Here is a 16,943-nt window from a genome sequence, read left to right on the forward strand (position 1 = left end):
ATGTTTTATACTATGATTTTACAGCTTGTGCCATATCCCACATAGGCATAAATATACCAAGTGCTAAAAATGTAACCATTATGGCTAAAACAGCCAAAAGAATAGGCTCTATATATGTTGATATATTGTCAATAATATCATTAAATTTCATTTTATAATAATCGGTTACTTTTTCAAGCATAGAATCCAAGCTACCACTTTGCTCACCAGCACTAATCATTTGAAGCAACATACTTTCGTATAATTCTGTATCTTTAAAACTTTCGGTTAAACTCACTCCTCTGCCTACTAATACTTTAACGCCAGAAAGTTTTGCTTTTAAATTTTCGTTTGAAACTGTTAAAACAGCAGTGTCTAGTGAGTCCGCTATAGGAATTCCAGCACGAACCAATTCTGTAAAAATTAGATTAAATCTACTCATTGTAGAAAAATGTATTATTTTGCCTATAAGATATACTTTTAAAACAAATTTATCAAATGACTTTTTAAATTCCATATTGCCGCCATATGCTTTTTTTAAAACTATCAATAACGCAATAAATGCCCCCAAAATAAAAAGACCATAGTTACTTAAAGCACTTTCCATTGCAAGTAGCATTCTCGTTGGTAACGGCAATTCAGCCCCTAGTTGTTCAAAAATTTCACGGAATTTCGGAACAACTGATAGCATCATAATTGCAAATGCTATTACAATGGCGACTATTACTGTTATTGGATATCGGATAGCTTTTTTAAATTTTTGTTGATTATCCCAAACATCTTGTAATATTTCAGCAAGTTTGGTCATTGATTCGGCCATATTACCTGTATTTTCTCCAAGTCTAATCATAGCTATTGTTACATCTCCAAATTCATCTCTAAATGAATTCATTGATTCTGTCAAACTTGAGCCTTGATTTAAATCTTCATTTATTTTATTAAAAATTTCTTGTAGTCTTTTGTCTTCAGATGATTTTGCAATTTCTTTGATACTATCGTGTATAGATATTCCAGCATTTGTCATAACACTTAATTGTCTTATGCTAGCAACTAAAATAGGTGTTTTTAATTTTGGTTTTATAAATATTTTAGATATTTTATCACCAAAATCGTTTATTTGCTCTGTTATTGGAATAGCTTTTGTTTCGCCTATTTTTACTATCATTCCATAATTTCTTGAAGTTGCTATATTTTTAACTTCATTTTTATTGTTAGCTTTAAGAATTATTTTTTGTCTTCTTCCGTTGTCTATGTATTCAACTTCAAAAAATTTCATGCTTTAGCCACCCTGTAAACTTCTTCTATTGTTGTTATGCCTCTTGCTGCACGCAAAATGCCATCTTTAAACATATCAATAAATCCTTCTTCGTATGCCACTTTTCTAATCTCTTCTTTGGTTGCTGAGTTTGCAACTAAATTTTGTACATGATCACTAATAGGTAAAATTTCACTTATCATTTCACGTCCCATATAACCTGTTCCTGAACAATGCTCACAACCAACATTTGTATAAAATTGATACTCTTGCGGTAAAAAATTTTCAAAATCTTTCATCGCTGTTTTTGACAAATTGATTTTTTGTTTACAGTGAGGACAAAGTTTTCTAACAAGTCTTTGTGCTTCTATACCAACCAAAGCACCACTTACAAGATATGGTTCTATCCCCATATCTATTATTCTAGGAAGCGCTGATATTGCATCGTTTGTATGGAGTGTAGAAAACACTAAGTGTCCAGTAAGGGCAGCTTGTATTGCTATGCGCAAAGTTTCTTGATCTCTTATCTCGCCTATCATTATAATGTCAGGGTCTTGACGTAATATAGATCTTAATGCTGATGAGAAATTTAAACCAGCTTTTTCATTTACATGTACTTGTTGAATTAGATTAAGTTGATACTCAACAGGATCCTCAACAGTAATTATTTTTGTATCCACACTTTTAATGTCATTTAGTGCAGCATACAGAGTAGTTGTTTTACCAGAGCCTGTTGGTCCAGTAACCAAAATAATTCCGTAAGGGGCTTTCATAGCCTTTTTAAATTTATCAAAATTTTCAGGGTGCATACCTAAATTTTCAAGATTTATTACAACTTTTGATTTATCCAATATACGAAGAACAATACTTTCACCGTTTAATATAGGTAATGTAGATATACGAAAATCATACTCTTTGTCTAAAATTTGAGCAGAGAAACGACCATCTTGAGGTTTTCTACGTTCGGCTATATCCATATTTGATAGCAACTTCATACGGCTAACCATAGGAGGATATATATCTTTATCAAAGATAAATGTTTCAGTGAGTAATCCATCTATACGACTTCTTACTATACAATTTGTTTCCGTTGGTTCTATATGTATATCACTAGCTCTACTTTGAATAGAAGTTTTTAGTATAACTTCTATTAGTTTAAGAATACCAGAGCTTTCATCAGCTTGATTGTTTATTGCTGAACTTGAAAGTTCTTTTCTGATTTCTATTATTAGATCTCTTATACTTTCATTTAGTTCTAGTTTATTTATGAATTTATCTATCTGATTTGGATTTGCTATCGCAACTTTTAATAATTTTCTATTGAATAAATTTTGGACCTTATCTTGTGTTATAATATCAAAAGGATTTTTAAAGATAACGTATACGTTTATTTCATCTTCTTTAATTGGTAATATTTCAAAATTTTTAATTTTTGAAATACCTATTTTTTCAGATATGCGATAATCTATACTTACATTATCAAGATCAAATAACTCTAAGTTAAATTCTCTAGAAATTATTTTCAAAAAATCATCTATCATGATTCCAATATCGTTAGTTATAGATGATATATCTAACCTATTTCTTCTATATAGCTCAACCGCAGACATAATTAAAGTCTCTTCATCTATCAAGTTGTTTTTTATGAGAATATCTACTAGCGATAAATTTTGATTTTGTAAGGTTGTTTCGTCTATATCTTTTGTTATTTTTTGATTATCCAATAAATGTTTAAATAATATATTTTCAGTTGAATTCATTACCAATACTCTATTTCTGAAATAAGCTCATCGTTTTTATATGTTTTTATATATATTCTTTGAATTTCATTATAATCATTACTTTTCCCTAACTCATAATAAGTATCTGAATTATTATCATTAAATATATATATATCTCCATCTTTTTCATAATCTTTTTTAACAAATCTATCAAATATCATTGATAGTATATAATCACTTTTTGGAAGTCTTATATAATCTATGTCTATACCATCTATTATAGCATGATATAATAGTTTTTTCTTGAATAATATATCAGCAAAATATGCTGCATTCTCTCTTGCTTCTTTTGTTTTTACTAATTTAAAAATAGGCAATGTTAGTCTATTTATCTGATGTGTATTAAGACAAGATATCGCATAAAGATTTAATATTCCATCGTCATTGTTGTCTTTGTAGAATTTCTCAACTGCATTTGAACAAACTTGTGAATAATTTTTATTGTTAAACCAGTTTTGAATATCTGCACCATTTATAGCAAAACATTGATTTGCTATAAATAAAAATATAAAAATATATTTCATTATAATGTATCGCTTTCTATCTTATTGATTAATTTGTTTATGTTTTCACTATTTTTAGATTTGTTGTAGGATTTTAGAACCTTTAAAGCATCGCTTTTTTGATCTAATTTGTATTTAGCTATTGCAAATATACTCCAGCTATCTTCGTTAGAATTATCAATCTCATTAGCATTTAATGACCATTTTAAAGCTTTTTCGTATTCTTTGTTTTCTAAAAAATACTTTGCCAATTGTATTGCGTATCTTATATCATTTGTTCTATAAAAATTATTTTCTAAAATTTTTTCTTCATCATTAGTTTCTGAATTTTTTATCTCTATTTGAAATTTTTTATTATTATTTTTATTATTGTATATGTATTCCTTGCTTTGATTGGTTGGTATAATTTGTTCATTGTCTTTTGATTCTAAAATTGATTGATCATTTGTAAAATTATCATAATTATATTCTAGATTTATTGTATTTATTTTCAGCCAACCTTGAATTGTGTTGTTATTTTTTTGTTGTTTTGTTGTTTTGTTGTTTTCTATATTGTTAATTTGTTTTTTTTCTTCTAATTTATCTGCTATTTTTTGTGCTAAATTATTTTGTTCTATTTCTTTTTCGAATTTATTTTTTGATTCAATATTTTTTATCTGAAATTCGTTTTTTATATCGCTTTTTATATCGCTTTTATCTAATGAGGTGTTATTATGTAAAAAACTATACGCAAGAATTATAATCATAACTAGAAAAAAAATTATTTTTTCATTTTTAATTAAAATAATATATTTTTGAAAATCAATGCGTTTTTTTGATCGCATTGATTTTTCGTATTGTTCGTATTTTTTTTCAAGTTCTTTTAGTTCTGAAAAATCAAGCATTTATGATCCCTAATGATATTGCTGCCATATGAAGTATTTTATAATTTTTTCTTAAATCGGTCAAAAATGATGGCTGGTTTACTTCATAGCTTTCACAAATTTCAAAAAATTTATACATAAGTTTATTTATATTTCTTAAATTTCCATCAGTAAAGTTGTATATTATTTGATAATCTTCATCATTAAAATTAATTTTGTTGATAAACTTTTCTATCTTTTTTTGAATATAAAGTCTTATCTCTGGCATTTCAGCACTTTTTAATTCTATGCTTTCCCAAATTCTAGTTTGAAAATAGTCTTTAGCTAGCAGGTCTTCATTTTCTGTCTTGTGAATGGTAAATAAAAACTTAAAAAATCTGCTATCAGCCATAAGCCTTATTTTTTCTATTAGTTCTGGTGGATATAATTGAGCTTCATCTAAAATAACTATTTTTTGATTGTTTATATGTTCTTCATCTGCTTTAAATTTAGAAGAATACGCTCTTAAAAAATTTTCAAAATTCTCAATATCTGGATTTTTATCTCCAAAAATTCTCTCATATATAGCATAAATAAAATCTTTCTCACTAAAAAATGGATGAGAAAAAAATATTATATCATTTTTATCTTTTAAGTCATTTTTTATTTTATTTAATAAAAATGTTTTACCACTTCCAGGTTTACCATAAAACAAAACTAACTTTAGAGGTTTTTTAAGGGCTGATACTATTTTGTTATAACAGCTGACTGATTTATCTAAATTAATAAACCAGTCTAAATTGTCATCTTCAATAAAGTTATTTTTTATTGTTGTATATACATTATCTTTCATATATCGACTTTGAGAAACCAAGTTCTTTTAGGCTATTTGCGACCGGCTTTTGATCTTCTATATCTATTACTCTAGGAGTAATAACAAAAATAAGTTCTGTTGTGGTTAGTGTATCATTTGTTGATTTAAATGCATTTCCTATAAAAGGTATATCGCCAAGAAGAGGAACTTTTGTGTTTCTTTTTGATTTTTGTTGATCAATTAATCCGCCCAATATTATAGTATCTCCACTATTAACATGAACAACTGTAGATATTTTTTTCTGTAAAGTGTCTGGTGCTATTGATCTTTCTCCGTTTAAATTTAGTCTATTGGTAGTTCCGCTTAAGCTACTTAGTGAAGGATTGATTCTAAGCATTATTCTATTATCTTCAGATACTTCTGGTAATAGGTTGAGTAAGATACCAACAAATGTAGAATATTGTTTGTATGTAACATTGAGTCTTCCCGATTCACTTGCTTCACTAGTTTCTTGAATTTTATAATTTATATTTTCTCCAACTGTTATTAGTGCCTGTTGATTATTTAATGTTGTAACTTTTGGGCTAGATATAACTTTTGTTTTTCCGTTTGTTTCTAAAAAATTAAGAACACCGTCTATGTTTAAATTTAAAGCAGCGCCTAATCTTAGAGTACTCTTAGAACCACCAAAATTAAGTGAATTTGTGCTTATTCTAAATGAGCTAGGGGTTGAAATTTCTGCTGTTCTTACTGTAGATTTATCATCTGCACCTTTTTGTTCTATGTTGCTAAACACATTAGAGTTAAAACCTAATTCAAATTTAGACCAATCAACACCCTTTTTGTATTGGTTGTTTAATTCGACAGATATAATAGACACATCTATAACAACTTGTTTTTTTAGTCTTTTTTGTATTTGATGTATATAGCTTTCCGCTCTTTTGATTTGAGATGGAGTTCCTGTTATTGTTATTAATCCAGCATTTGAATTAATAATAGGATCAGGAGCAGATATATTTTCTGTCGTATTGTTTAATATAGCTTTTAGTTCTACTCCGAGTTTTTCCCAGAAATCAAATTTTTCTATTGTACTTATTATGTTATCTTGGTTTTTTGTATCTGAAGATGATTCGTTTGAGTTAGATTTTTCTCCAAATTCAATAGGAGATGAATCAACAGAGGCTTTTGTTACAGCTCTTCCTTCTCTAACCGATGTTATATAATCTATTTTAAATGTTTTTGTTTTTAGCGCTGAAATTTTTAAAACATTATTTGAAAATTCATAATTTAAATTATTTTCACTAAGCAATATATTCAAGCTATCGCTCAATGACATATTTTTTATATTTATTCCAGATATCTTATCGGATAATATTTTTTTACTATAATTATCTTTTACAACAACACTAAAATAGCACATATCTGATATTTGATTAATAACTTCGCTAATTGTAATATCTTCTAGAATTTTTATATTAAAGCTTCTACTTAGACAGTTGCTTTCTTTTGCATTAAGAGCATCTGTTGTTAAAATTATTATTGAAGCAAATGTAAAAAGTAAATTTTTACTTAGAAATTTGAACATTTGGATTTTCCCTCGCTATTTTTAATGTTTGTTTTTCGTTTTGATTTGATATAACAACACTTTCGCTTGATATATTTGTTATAATAGCATTTTCTATACTATCACCTATTTTATACCATCTATCGTTTATTTTGGCTCTATTGCTCATAATAGCTTTTAATACAAATATATTATTGATACCGTCATTTAAATCTTGTGTAGTAATTTTATTTTGAACTTTTGAAGAAATAAAAGGATTTTCTACTATTTCTAACTCTTCTTTTTTTAAGCCAACTCTTACTTTTGATATTCTTTCAAATATTTGTTCCTGTGAAGCAGTCTCATTTTGTATAATATTATTTTCGTTGCTAATAGATGATGTATATAATAAAAACAATATTATAAAAAATTTATTTGATATTTTCATTAGTATTTCATCCCCCATACAGATATTCCAAGTTTTGCATCAAGATCATTGTCGGTAGAGTTTATATCTAACTTGTTGAGATCAACAACAAGCTTAGATTCTTCTATTTTATTTATATAGTTTATCAAACTTTTAAAATTTCCTTTTGCATATATGTCTATATTTAAAAATTGTTCTATTTTTTGATATCCGGGATTTTTGAACTCATTATGCAAATTTAGTATTTGAATCCCGGTACTCTTTGCTAGTAAAACCATATTGTCGACAAAATTAGCCCAATTTTGTTCATTAAATAATAAATAAGATAATTCTCTTAGTCTTTTATCAAAATAGTTATTCATTTCTATTTTATTGTATAAAGTTTTGTTTAGCAAATTTAAGGCTTTTGTTTGTCTATTGATTTCAAACTCAATATCCCCATCTGCAGAGCTGACTGATTTTAAATAGTGGTTTGTATTGGATAATTTTGTGTCTATATCAGCATGTCTATCTCTATTTGATTCAAAAAAATTAGTTGAAGAATCAAATGCAATAAGGTATATTATAATAATTGTAAATAAAGCAGCTCCAATAAAAATAATGGAAACTTCGCTCTGGTTTTTTTGTTCAAAATAATTGTCTAATTTATCTAATATATCACTTCCCATTATTTTATCTCCACGCTTATATTACTTTCGTAAAATTTAATAGGTTTTTCAATAAACGATATTTCTTTCGTTCCAACTGAATAATTTGGCGACTTTGCAATAGATTTTATAAATTCTGTTATTTTTTTATCACTATCACTTTGCACTCTAATGGTTATGTTTTTATCATTGCTATAAATTCTTTTTATTTTAATTTCTTCTTTATTTAATAAATTACTTAAATCATATAAAACTATACTTTTCATTTTATAATTATTTTTTTTATCATCTATTTCACTTAGTAATTTTTTTCTAAAATCAAATCTTTGTTCTTCTTCAGTCAATTTATCTCTAATTATGTTTTTTTCTTTATTTAGGTTTTCTAATTTTGACTTTATTCTTAGTTCATCATTGTGCTTAATATTATACTCTTCTTGCATTTTGTCAGCTTCTTTTTGTAAAAAAAATCCATATGAGTAATTAAAAATTGGATAAGAAAGAGAAAGTAAAAAAGATACTGCAAGAGTTGTGATAAACTTTCCACTTTTTCTTTGAAAAAATGGTGGAGGTCTTTTGAATATAGAAAAGTTAAGATCATCATTTTCCTCTTCTTTATAATTCCATCCTTCTATATTCATTAAATTGTGATTTTGTGCAAAATAAATATTGTTTTTATTTATGGCTAAATCGGCATTTAGATCAGAGGCAGGTAACTCTAATTTTTGAGAAACAAATTTGGATAATCCATTTATATTACCTACATCTGTATCTATAAATATATTGTTTATACTTATATCATAAATTCTGTTTAAGCTGTTTATTATGTCTGATATATAAGAAAAACAATCATCTAGTATGTAAAAAATATTTTTTGAAAAAACATTATCTTCGCTATCATCTTTAGAGATACCATTTTGTTTAAGCGTGTTAAAAAAAAGTTTATCGCTTGTTCGCTCGCCTGCCTGTTCACAAAATTTATCTTTTATATATGTTAAATTATATCTTAGTGTTCTTGATGTAAAATATTCGCCACCCTGATATACAGCTAAAAACGCATCATCTTTTGAAAGATTAATAAAACAATCAATATTTGATTTTTGTATCAAATTTTTTTATACATAGCACTATATAATAATGGTGCTATTCCTATATAATCAATATATTTTATATTTTCAATGGTATTTTGAAAAATACCATTTAATGTTTCTGTATCTATAACAAAAACATTAAAAAATCTATTTTCTGCATTTAATCCTGACATTTCTATATATGAAATTTTATAATCTTTTTCTGCATCCAAAGAAAGTTCTTCATAAGCTTTAATTGATAGTATATTTGCCAGATCATCATTGCTTATACTTTTTGGTATTTCTATTATTGCAGTATTTAAGCTTTTAAGTTTTAAATAAGATATAAAGAAATGATTTTTGTATGATAAATTCTTATTTATTTCAAATATAGTAACTTTATTATTGCTAAATTTGAAAGCTTCACCAATATAAGGATCGATGGTTATCATAGCATCATTACTTTCAACTTTGTTGTTGGTCATGCAAAACCTTAATAATTAATTATTAAAAAGTATATATTTTATTTGATTTTCATTTAAAAGTCAATATAAATTTTGGCTACTTATAAATTTTTCATCTTTAGTCCAGCCTTTTTTAATAATCACATTTGTCTTTAAAAATATTTTTTTTCCAACTAAATTACAAATTAATTTTCTAGCATGTATGCCTATTCTTTTTAAGGTATTTCCATCTTTGCCAATAATCATTGATTTATGTGATTTTTTTTCTGTTATTATTGTTGAATAAATCTCAACAATTTGATCTTTTTCTATAACTTTATCAATAATAACATCGCTAGAATAAGGTATTTCATCACTTAAATTTTCATATATTGATTCTAATATAAATTCTTTAAAAATTTCTTTTTCGTTCGTGTTTGTTATAAAATCTGGATCAAAAAAATACTCATGTTCTGGTAAAATTTTGACTATTTCATCTAAAAGCAAATTATTGTAGTTATTTCCCTTTATGCTAAAAGGTATTAAAGCTATAAACTTATCTTGAAATTTTTGATATTCTGATATTTTTTTTAGTAAAACATCATTTTTTACCTTATCTATCTTACTAATGACTAAAATATGAGGTTTTTGTGGGTTTAATTGTAAAAATTCCTCGTAATCCAAAACGCTATCATAAACAGATGCCATAAACACTATCGCGTCACAATCAGACATGGCTTTTTTTGCATCTTCTATCATAAGTTTGTTTAAAACTTTTTCGCTTTTATGAAGTCCTGGAGTATCTATAAAAATTACTTGATTATCTTTATGCATCACTATGCCATTAATTTTTCTTCTTGTGGCATTTTGTTTGTGCGAAACTATTGTTATTTTTTCATTAAGTAAAGCATTTAAGAGCGAACTCTTCCCAGCATTGGTTCGCCCTATGATGCTAACAAAACCAGACTTCAAAGTATATACCTTGCAAGATCTTGATTTTGGACTATATTTTCAAGTTTCTCTCTAACAAGTTCTTTTGTTACTATTATCTTTTCTCCAACCTTATCACTTGCTTCAAAACTTATATCTTCTATTACTTTTTCTATAACAGTATGCAGTCTTCTAGCGCCTATATCTTCCATATTTTCATTAGCATTTTGTGCTATTTTTGCTATCTCTTTTATAGCTTCATCATCAAAAACTAATTCAACATTTTCAGTTTTCAATAGTGCAATATACTGTTTTAAGAGTGAATTTTTTGGTTGAGTTAAAATTTTATATAAAACGCTTTCATCTAGACTATTTAATTCAACCCTTAAAGGAAATCTACCTTGTAGTTCCGGTATAAGATCGCTTGGTTTGCTTATATGAAAGGCACCTGCTGCTATAAAAAGTATATGATCTGTTTTTATATTTCCAAATTTTGTTGAAACCAAAGAGCCTTCAACTATAGGCAAAAGATCTCTTTGAACACCTTCTTTGCTTGGATCTTGTCTGCTGGAGTTGCCAGAGCTAACAGCAACTTTATCAATCTCATCTATAAATATGATACCTTCATTTTCAGCTCTTCTTATAGCTTCTGATTTTATATCATCTATATTTAAAATTTTTTCATTCGCTTCTGACTCTAGTGCTTTTTTGGCATCTTTTACTTTCATATCTTTTTTTACATTTTTATTTGTAATTCCAATGATTTTAATAAAACTTTCTTGCATTTGAGCCATATCTGGTGGCATATGCGAGTTTGTATCAATAGCACTTTGTTCTACTTCTATCTCTATCGTTAAATCATCTAAATCACCATTTCTAAATTTATTTACCATTTTTTCACGGCTTTTTTCATAATCAGCTTGTTTTTCTTCACTAGCACCTTTTGGAAGTGGTGGAAGTAATTTTTTGATAATTTTATTTTCTATGTATTCTTCTATTTTTTCTTTGTTTTTTTCGCTTTGTTCCGATTTTATTAGATTAAAAGAAGCCATAACAAGATCTCTAACCATGCTTTCAACATCGCGACCCACAAATCCAACTTCTGTATATTTGCTAGCTTCTACTTTTACAAAAGGAAGTCCCATAAGCTTTGATAGTCTACGAGCTATCTCTGTTTTTCCAACACCGGTAGAACCTATCATAAGTATGTTTTTTGGAACTATATCATCTTGTATAGATTTTTCAAGCTTCATTCTTCTGTATCTATTTCTTAAAGCTATGGCTATTATTTTTTTAGCGTTTTTTTGCCCGATAACATAATCATCCAAAAACTCAACTATTTGTTTTGGTGTCATATTCATTATTTTTCATCCTCTATAACATAAGTTTTTATATTTGTATTTGTATATATACAAATTTCTCCAGCTATATTTAAGCTCTGTTTTACAAGCTCTTCTTCATCAATATTAGTATCTACCCTGTCTAATGCTCTAGCTGCTGATAATGCGTAGTTTCCGCCACTTCCTATAGCTGCTATTTTTCCATCTTCTGGCTCTACAACATCACCAGTTCCACTTAGTAAGAAAATTTTTTCTCTATTTAAAACTAACATCATTGCTTCAAGTTTTCTAAGATACTTATCTTTTCTCCACTCTTTTGAAAACTCAATAACAGCCTTCAAAAGATCACCCTTAGCTTGTTCTAAATTCTTTTCAAACATATCAAAAAGATTAAAGGCATCGGCTGTGCTACCAGCAAAACCAGCGATAACCTTTCCATTGTGTATTTTTCTTATTTTTGTAGCATTGCCTTTAAGTATTGTATTGCCAAAGCTAACTTGTCCATCACCACCTATAACAGACTTATTTTTTCCTTTATATGCTAGTATGGTTGTTGCATGAAACACTTTATTCACCCTCTACTTCAACTTTTAAATTTGCATTTATAGAATGTCCTAGTTTTACATTTAAGTTATAAAGACCTGCATTTTTTAAGTTATTGTGATCTATTTCTATTGATTTTTTATCTACAATAAGATGAAATTTACTTTCAAGCTCTGTTGCTATCTCATCTTTTGAAACAGAACCAAATAAACTACCATTGGCGCCCAATGGTTTTTTTACAACAACTGTTACTTTTTCAAGTTCATCTTTTAGTTTTTCTAAATTAGCTATTTCATATTTTAGTTCTTCAGCTTTTCTTTTTTGAGAAGCTTCATATTGTCTTATAACATCAGGAGTGGCAGATTTAGCAAGGCCTTTTCCTATTAAAAAATTATTTCCATATCCATCTTTTACTTCTTTTATTTCTCCTGATTTACCTAAACCTTTAACATCTTTTATTAATAATACTTTCATTTTGTTCCTTCTTTATTTGTTTTTTAAAATTTTCTTCCGTTTTTAGATGCTATTATAAATCTAAGTGCGTGTAATTTTATAAATCCTTGTGCATCTTTTTGATCATAAACATTATCCTCTTCAAAAGTGCTATAAGCCTCATCAAATAAGCTATCGGTAGCGCTTGATCTACCTAAAACTATAACATTGCCTTTATATAGCTCAAGTTTAACTTCTCCGTTAACATGTTCTTGTGATTTATCAATAGCTGCTTGCAACATAACTCTTTCTGATGACCACCAATAGCCATTATATATAAGCTCAGCATATCTTGGCATAAGCTCATCTTTTAGGTGTGCAGCTCCACTATCTAGCGTTATACTTTCTATTGCTCTATGCGCTTTTAGCATGATAGTTCCACCCGGTGTTTCATAACAACCTCTGCTTTTCATTCCCACGTAGCGATTTTCAGCTATATCAAGTCTTCCTATGCCGTGTTTTGCACCAAGTCTGTTTAGCTCAGCCAAAAGCTCAGCTGGACTCATTTTTTTTGAGTTTATGCTTACTGGATCACCTTTTTCGTATCCTATCGTGATTATTTCACTTTCATCTGGTGCATCTTTTGGACTAACGGTCCATCTCCACATATCATCTTCTGGCTTTAATGCTGGGTCTTCAAGAACCAAACCCTCATAACTTATATGAAGCAAGTTTGCATCCATAGAGTAGGGGCTTTTGCCTTTTTTCTTGCTTATGTCTATTCCATTTTTTTCAGCATAAGCTAATAGTTTTTCTCTTGAATTAAGATCCCATTCTCTCCAAGGAGCTATTATTTTAAGATCAGAGTTAAAAGCATAGTATCCAAGTTCAAATCTTACTTGATCGTTTCCTTTTCCAGTTGCACCGTGGCTAACACCATCAGCTCCTACTTGCTTTGCGATCTCTGCTTGTTTTTTTGCTATAAGTGGCCTTGCTATTGAAGTGCCGAGCAGGTATTCGCCTTCGTATATTGCATTTGCTCTAAACATAGGAAATATATAATCTCTTGCAAATTCTTCTTTTAAATCTTCTATGAAAATATTTTCAGGTTTTACACCCAAATCTAGTGCTTTTTTTCTAGCTAATTCAATCTCTTCAGCTTGACCTATATCAGCTGTAAAGGTTACAACTTCACAATTATACTCATCTTGTAACCATTTTAGAATAATACTAGTATCAAGGCCTCCAGAATACGCCAAAACTACTTTTTTAACATCTTTTTTCATAACAATATTCCTTATGTTTTTATTGTATGTTAATTTTATACAAAAAAACTTTTAATGTCAATTTTGATAAATATTAATTTAAATACAAAATAGACCAAAGAATTAAAAAAATATATTTTATTTGATACAAAAAAGATAAAATAGTAATAAAAAATAAAAGGATGGAGTAAAAGTGTAATACCGCAAATGCTTAAATATAATTTATTTTGAGATCTTTATTTGAAATTTTATTACTTTTATTGTCTTTTAAATCACCCAAAAGTAATTTTATCATCTCTTTATAGTGTTTTATTGAATTATTTAAATTTAAAGTTTTATATCTTTGCAAAGCTTGTATTATTTTAGACTTTGAGTGCTCTCTTTTTTTATCTATCCAAAGTTTTATTTTTGCTTTTTTGTGTTTATTTATCAAATTGATTTTTACTTAATTATATTAAAGACAATTTTAAAAACTTTGCATATCAAATCTTGTACTTTTTGGTTTATTAAATAATCATTAAAATCTTTTTGTTAGCTATGTTACTAAAGATATTTTTTTATAAGTTTACCCCAGCTATTCCTTGGCTGGGAGTGTATCTATATAATTTAAATTTTAGCTATTTGAATTTTTAGCCCAGTTTATAAGTGTTGCAAGTGCTACCAATATAAAAATACAAATCCATATATCATCACAGCATTCCTTTCATAATCTTTTAATATATTGTTATAAAAGTAAAAAAATATTATTTCAATAATGACAAAAAATATTTATTAATACTATAATAATATTCGCAAATTTTAACCTAATTTCTCTTTTACAAGCTCATTTACGACCTTCGGATTTGCCTTGCCTCCACTTGCTTTTAGTACTTGACCTACAAAAAAGCCAAAAAGATTTGTATTGCCATCTTTGTATTTTTGTAAATTCTCACTATTTTTTGCTAAAACTTCATCAATCATAGGCATTATGATATTTGCATCGCTTATTTGAATAAGTCCTTTTTCTTCCACTATCTTTTGTGGTTCGTTGCCGGTTTTAGCCATAATCTCAAAAACATCTTTAACTATCTTGCTTGAAATTAGCTCATCATCAAGCATTTTAATCAAATTTGCAACTTGCAAAGGACTAAATTTAAGCTCATCTGCACTGCTATTTTTTATCTCTTTTGCCACTTGCGAAGTTATAATATTTGCTAAATTTATAGGGCTGTTTAACTCTAAAAGTGCTTTTTGGAAAAACTCAGATAAGGCCTTATCTTTTGCTAAGATATTTGCAACTTCATCATTTAAGCATAATTCTTTTGTGTATCTTTCAAAGATAATTTGTTCTTCTTTGCTTAAAGCCTTGCTTTCGCCTTGGATTTGCTCTTTCTTGACACTTTTTTCTTGATTTTGCTGTGCTATTTGTGGGCTTTTTGTGTAAGAGTCTTTAAGCCCTACTATTTTGTTAAACACAGGCTTATCATCTGTATAATCAACTGGATCAGCATAAAAATATCCAAGTCTTTCAAACTGAAATCTCTGGCTTATTTTTTCACTAAGTACAGCTGGTTCTATCAAGGCATCTTTTATAACTATAAGTGAGTTTGGATTTAGGTCGTTCTCATCTTTTGGGCTTTCGTTTAAAAACAATCTATCATAAAGTCTAAGCTCGGCTTTTTGGGCTGTCTTTGCACTTAGCCATTGTATAGCACTTTTTACCTTTATGCCACTTGTGTCATTGCCACTTTTTGAGTCTTTGTGATAATTTACTCTAAGCTCAACTATATCGCCGTTTTGATCTTTTATAGCCTCTTTGAAGCTTATGATATAGCCGTGTTTTAATCTCACGCTTTGAGTAGGAGTTAACCTATAATATCCCTTTGGTGGATTCTCGCTAAAATCATCTTTTTGGATATAAATTTCTTTTGAAAATACTAGCTTTCTACTGCCACTTTTACCAACATCAGGTGGAAAATAATCAGCCTCAAGCTCTTCATCCCCCTCGTAGTTTTCAATAATCACTTTTAAAGGCTCGCTAACACACATAACACGCGGTGCTTTGGTGTTTAAATCATCTCTTATACAAAACTCAAGTTGATTCACATCTACGGTTGAGTTTGCCTTTGCTACACCTATTTGTTCGCAAAAGTTAATGATAGATTCTTTTGTATAGCCCTTTCTTTTGTATCCTGCGATAGTTGGCATTCTAGGGTCATCCCAGCCACTAACTATGCCTTTTCTTACAAGTTCTATAAGCTTTCTTTTACTCATCATTGTGTAGTTTATATTTAGCCTTGCAAACTCATACTGATAAGGCCGTGGGCTAAGTCCTAGAGTGTCAAGTAGCCAGTTGTAAATGTCGCGATTGTTTTCAAACTCAAGGGTGCAAATAGAATGCGTAACGCCTTCTATATAATCAGACAAAGGATGGGCAAAATCATACATAGGATAAATGCACCATTTATCGCCTGTCCTAAAATGATGAGAGTGGCGAATCCTATAAAGCAAAGGGTCTCGAAGTTGCATATTTTTTGCACTCATATCTATTTTTGCTCTTAAAATATGCTCGCCGTTTTTAAACTCGCCGTTTTTCATACGCTCAAAAAGGTCTAAGTTTTCTTCCACTGTGCGGTTTGCAAACTCACTTCTTTTTCCAGCACTCGTTACCGTGCCACGGTATTCGCTCATTTGATCTTCACTTATGCTATCCACATAAGCCTTGCCCATTTTTATAAGCTTTACGGCATATTCGTAAAGCTCGTCAAAATAATCAGATGTATATCTAATATCTCCATTATATTCAAAGCCAAGCCATTCAACCGCATCTTTTAAGGCTTTTACATAGTCAGTATCTTCTGTGGTTGGGTTTGTGTCGTCCATTCTTAGGTTACAAAGTCCGTTAAATTCCTTTGCAAGACCGAAATTTAAACATATTGATTTGGCATGTCCTATGTGTGGATAGCCGTTTGGTTCTGGTGGAAATCTTGTTATTATTTTTTCATATTTTTTTGTCTGTAAGTCATTTTTTATTATAGTTTGTAAGAAATTTGTCTTTTTTTCCATTTAATTTAACCTTATTTAAAATTTATAGTATTTTATCAAATATTATCTTGTTTTCAAAATAAATATTTTTAATTGTTCTAATCCATA

The 16,943-nt window shown here is 28.4% G+C and carries 16 protein-coding genes; all 16 read right to left on the minus strand.

Annotated elements, in window-relative coordinates; genetic code table 11:
• Positions 1 to 10: 10 nt before the first annotated feature.
• Positions 11 to 1,255 carry a type II secretion system F family protein gene (locus CPIN18021_RS04495; protein WP_078424516.1) on the minus strand — a complete coding sequence of 415 codons (1,245 nt, stop codon included), beginning with the start codon at positions 1,253 to 1,255 and terminating at the stop codon, positions 11 to 13.
• Positions 1,252 to 2,994, minus strand: coding sequence for a GspE/PulE family protein (locus tag CPIN18021_RS04500; protein ID WP_078424517.1), 1,743 nt, complete (start codon positions 2,992 to 2,994; stop codon positions 1,252 to 1,254). The genes CPIN18021_RS04495 and CPIN18021_RS04500 overlap by 4 nt, the downstream gene beginning before the upstream one ends.
• Positions 2,994 to 3,539, minus strand: a complete 546-nt coding sequence (locus tag CPIN18021_RS04505) for a hypothetical protein (protein WP_078423336.1) — start codon at positions 3,537 to 3,539, stop codon at positions 2,994 to 2,996. Before CPIN18021_RS04505 ends, CPIN18021_RS04500 begins: the two co-directional genes overlap by 1 nt.
• Positions 3,539 to 4,402 carry a CDC27 family protein gene (locus tag CPIN18021_RS04510; RefSeq protein WP_078424518.1) on the minus strand — a complete coding sequence of 288 codons (864 nt, stop codon included), beginning with the start codon at positions 4,400 to 4,402 and terminating at the stop codon, positions 3,539 to 3,541. Before CPIN18021_RS04510 ends, CPIN18021_RS04505 begins: the two co-directional genes overlap by 1 nt.
• Positions 4,395 to 5,213 carry an ATP-binding protein gene (locus CPIN18021_RS04515; protein ID WP_078424519.1) on the minus strand — a complete coding sequence of 273 codons (819 nt, stop codon included), beginning with the start codon at positions 5,211 to 5,213 and terminating at the stop codon, positions 4,395 to 4,397. Before CPIN18021_RS04515 ends, CPIN18021_RS04510 begins: the two co-directional genes overlap by 8 nt.
• A complete protein-coding gene (gene mshL / locus CPIN18021_RS04520) occupies positions 5,203 to 6,759 on the minus strand; it encodes a pilus (MSHA type) biogenesis protein MshL (RefSeq protein ID WP_078423339.1) in 1,557 nt (518 codons plus the stop codon). Before mshL ends, CPIN18021_RS04515 begins: the two co-directional genes overlap by 11 nt.
• The gene (locus tag CPIN18021_RS04525) at positions 6,740 to 7,165 is read right to left on the minus strand and encodes a hypothetical protein (protein WP_141080412.1); all 426 of its coding nucleotides are present in this window, start codon (positions 7,163 to 7,165) and stop codon (positions 6,740 to 6,742) included. Before CPIN18021_RS04525 ends, mshL begins: the two co-directional genes overlap by 20 nt.
• Positions 7,165 to 7,812, minus strand: a complete 648-nt coding sequence (locus tag CPIN18021_RS04530) for a pilus assembly protein PilO (RefSeq protein ID WP_078423341.1) — start codon at positions 7,810 to 7,812, stop codon at positions 7,165 to 7,167. The genes CPIN18021_RS04525 and CPIN18021_RS04530 overlap by 1 nt, the downstream gene beginning before the upstream one ends.
• Complete coding sequence (locus tag CPIN18021_RS04535) at positions 7,812 to 8,897, minus strand: hypothetical protein (RefSeq protein ID WP_078424520.1); 1,086 nt, start codon at positions 8,895 to 8,897, stop codon at positions 7,812 to 7,814. Before CPIN18021_RS04535 ends, CPIN18021_RS04530 begins: the two co-directional genes overlap by 1 nt.
• Positions 8,894 to 9,343: a hypothetical protein gene (locus tag CPIN18021_RS04540; protein WP_078424521.1), complete on the minus strand. Its 450-nt coding sequence runs from the start codon at positions 9,341 to 9,343 to the stop codon at positions 8,894 to 8,896. Before CPIN18021_RS04540 ends, CPIN18021_RS04535 begins: the two co-directional genes overlap by 4 nt.
• A 60-nt stretch (positions 9,344 to 9,403) precedes the next feature.
• The gene (gene era, locus CPIN18021_RS04545; RefSeq protein ID WP_078423343.1) at positions 9,404 to 10,273 is read right to left on the minus strand and encodes a GTPase Era; all 870 of its coding nucleotides are present in this window, start codon (positions 10,271 to 10,273) and stop codon (positions 9,404 to 9,406) included.
• Entirely contained in the window at positions 10,270 to 11,592 is a 1,323-nt protein-coding gene (gene hslU, locus CPIN18021_RS04550) for an ATP-dependent protease ATPase subunit HslU (protein WP_078423344.1), read from the minus strand. Before hslU ends, era begins: the two co-directional genes overlap by 4 nt.
• Entirely contained in the window at positions 11,592 to 12,137 is a 546-nt protein-coding gene (gene hslV / locus CPIN18021_RS04555) for an ATP-dependent protease subunit HslV (RefSeq protein WP_078423345.1), read from the minus strand. Before hslV ends, hslU begins: the two co-directional genes overlap by 1 nt.
• Before the next feature lies 1 nt (position 12,138).
• Positions 12,139 to 12,588 (minus strand): 50S ribosomal protein L9, encoded by a 450-nt coding sequence (gene rplI / locus CPIN18021_RS04560; RefSeq protein ID WP_078423346.1) that lies wholly within the window; start codon positions 12,586 to 12,588, stop codon positions 12,139 to 12,141.
• 23 nt (positions 12,589 to 12,611) lie between these two features.
• Complete coding sequence (locus CPIN18021_RS04565; protein WP_078423347.1) at positions 12,612 to 13,832, minus strand: argininosuccinate synthase; 1,221 nt, start codon at positions 13,830 to 13,832, stop codon at positions 12,612 to 12,614.
• A gap of 777 nt (positions 13,833 to 14,609) precedes the next feature.
• The gene (locus CPIN18021_RS04575) at positions 14,610 to 16,856 is read right to left on the minus strand and encodes a glutamine--tRNA ligase/YqeY domain fusion protein (RefSeq protein ID WP_078424522.1); all 2,247 of its coding nucleotides are present in this window, start codon (positions 16,854 to 16,856) and stop codon (positions 14,610 to 14,612) included.
• Positions 16,857 to 16,943 lie beyond the last annotated feature (87 nt).

The organism is Campylobacter pinnipediorum subsp. caledonicus, assembly GCF_002022005.1.
Lineage (GTDB): Bacteria > Campylobacterota > Campylobacteria > Campylobacterales > Campylobacteraceae > Campylobacter_A > Campylobacter_A caledonicus.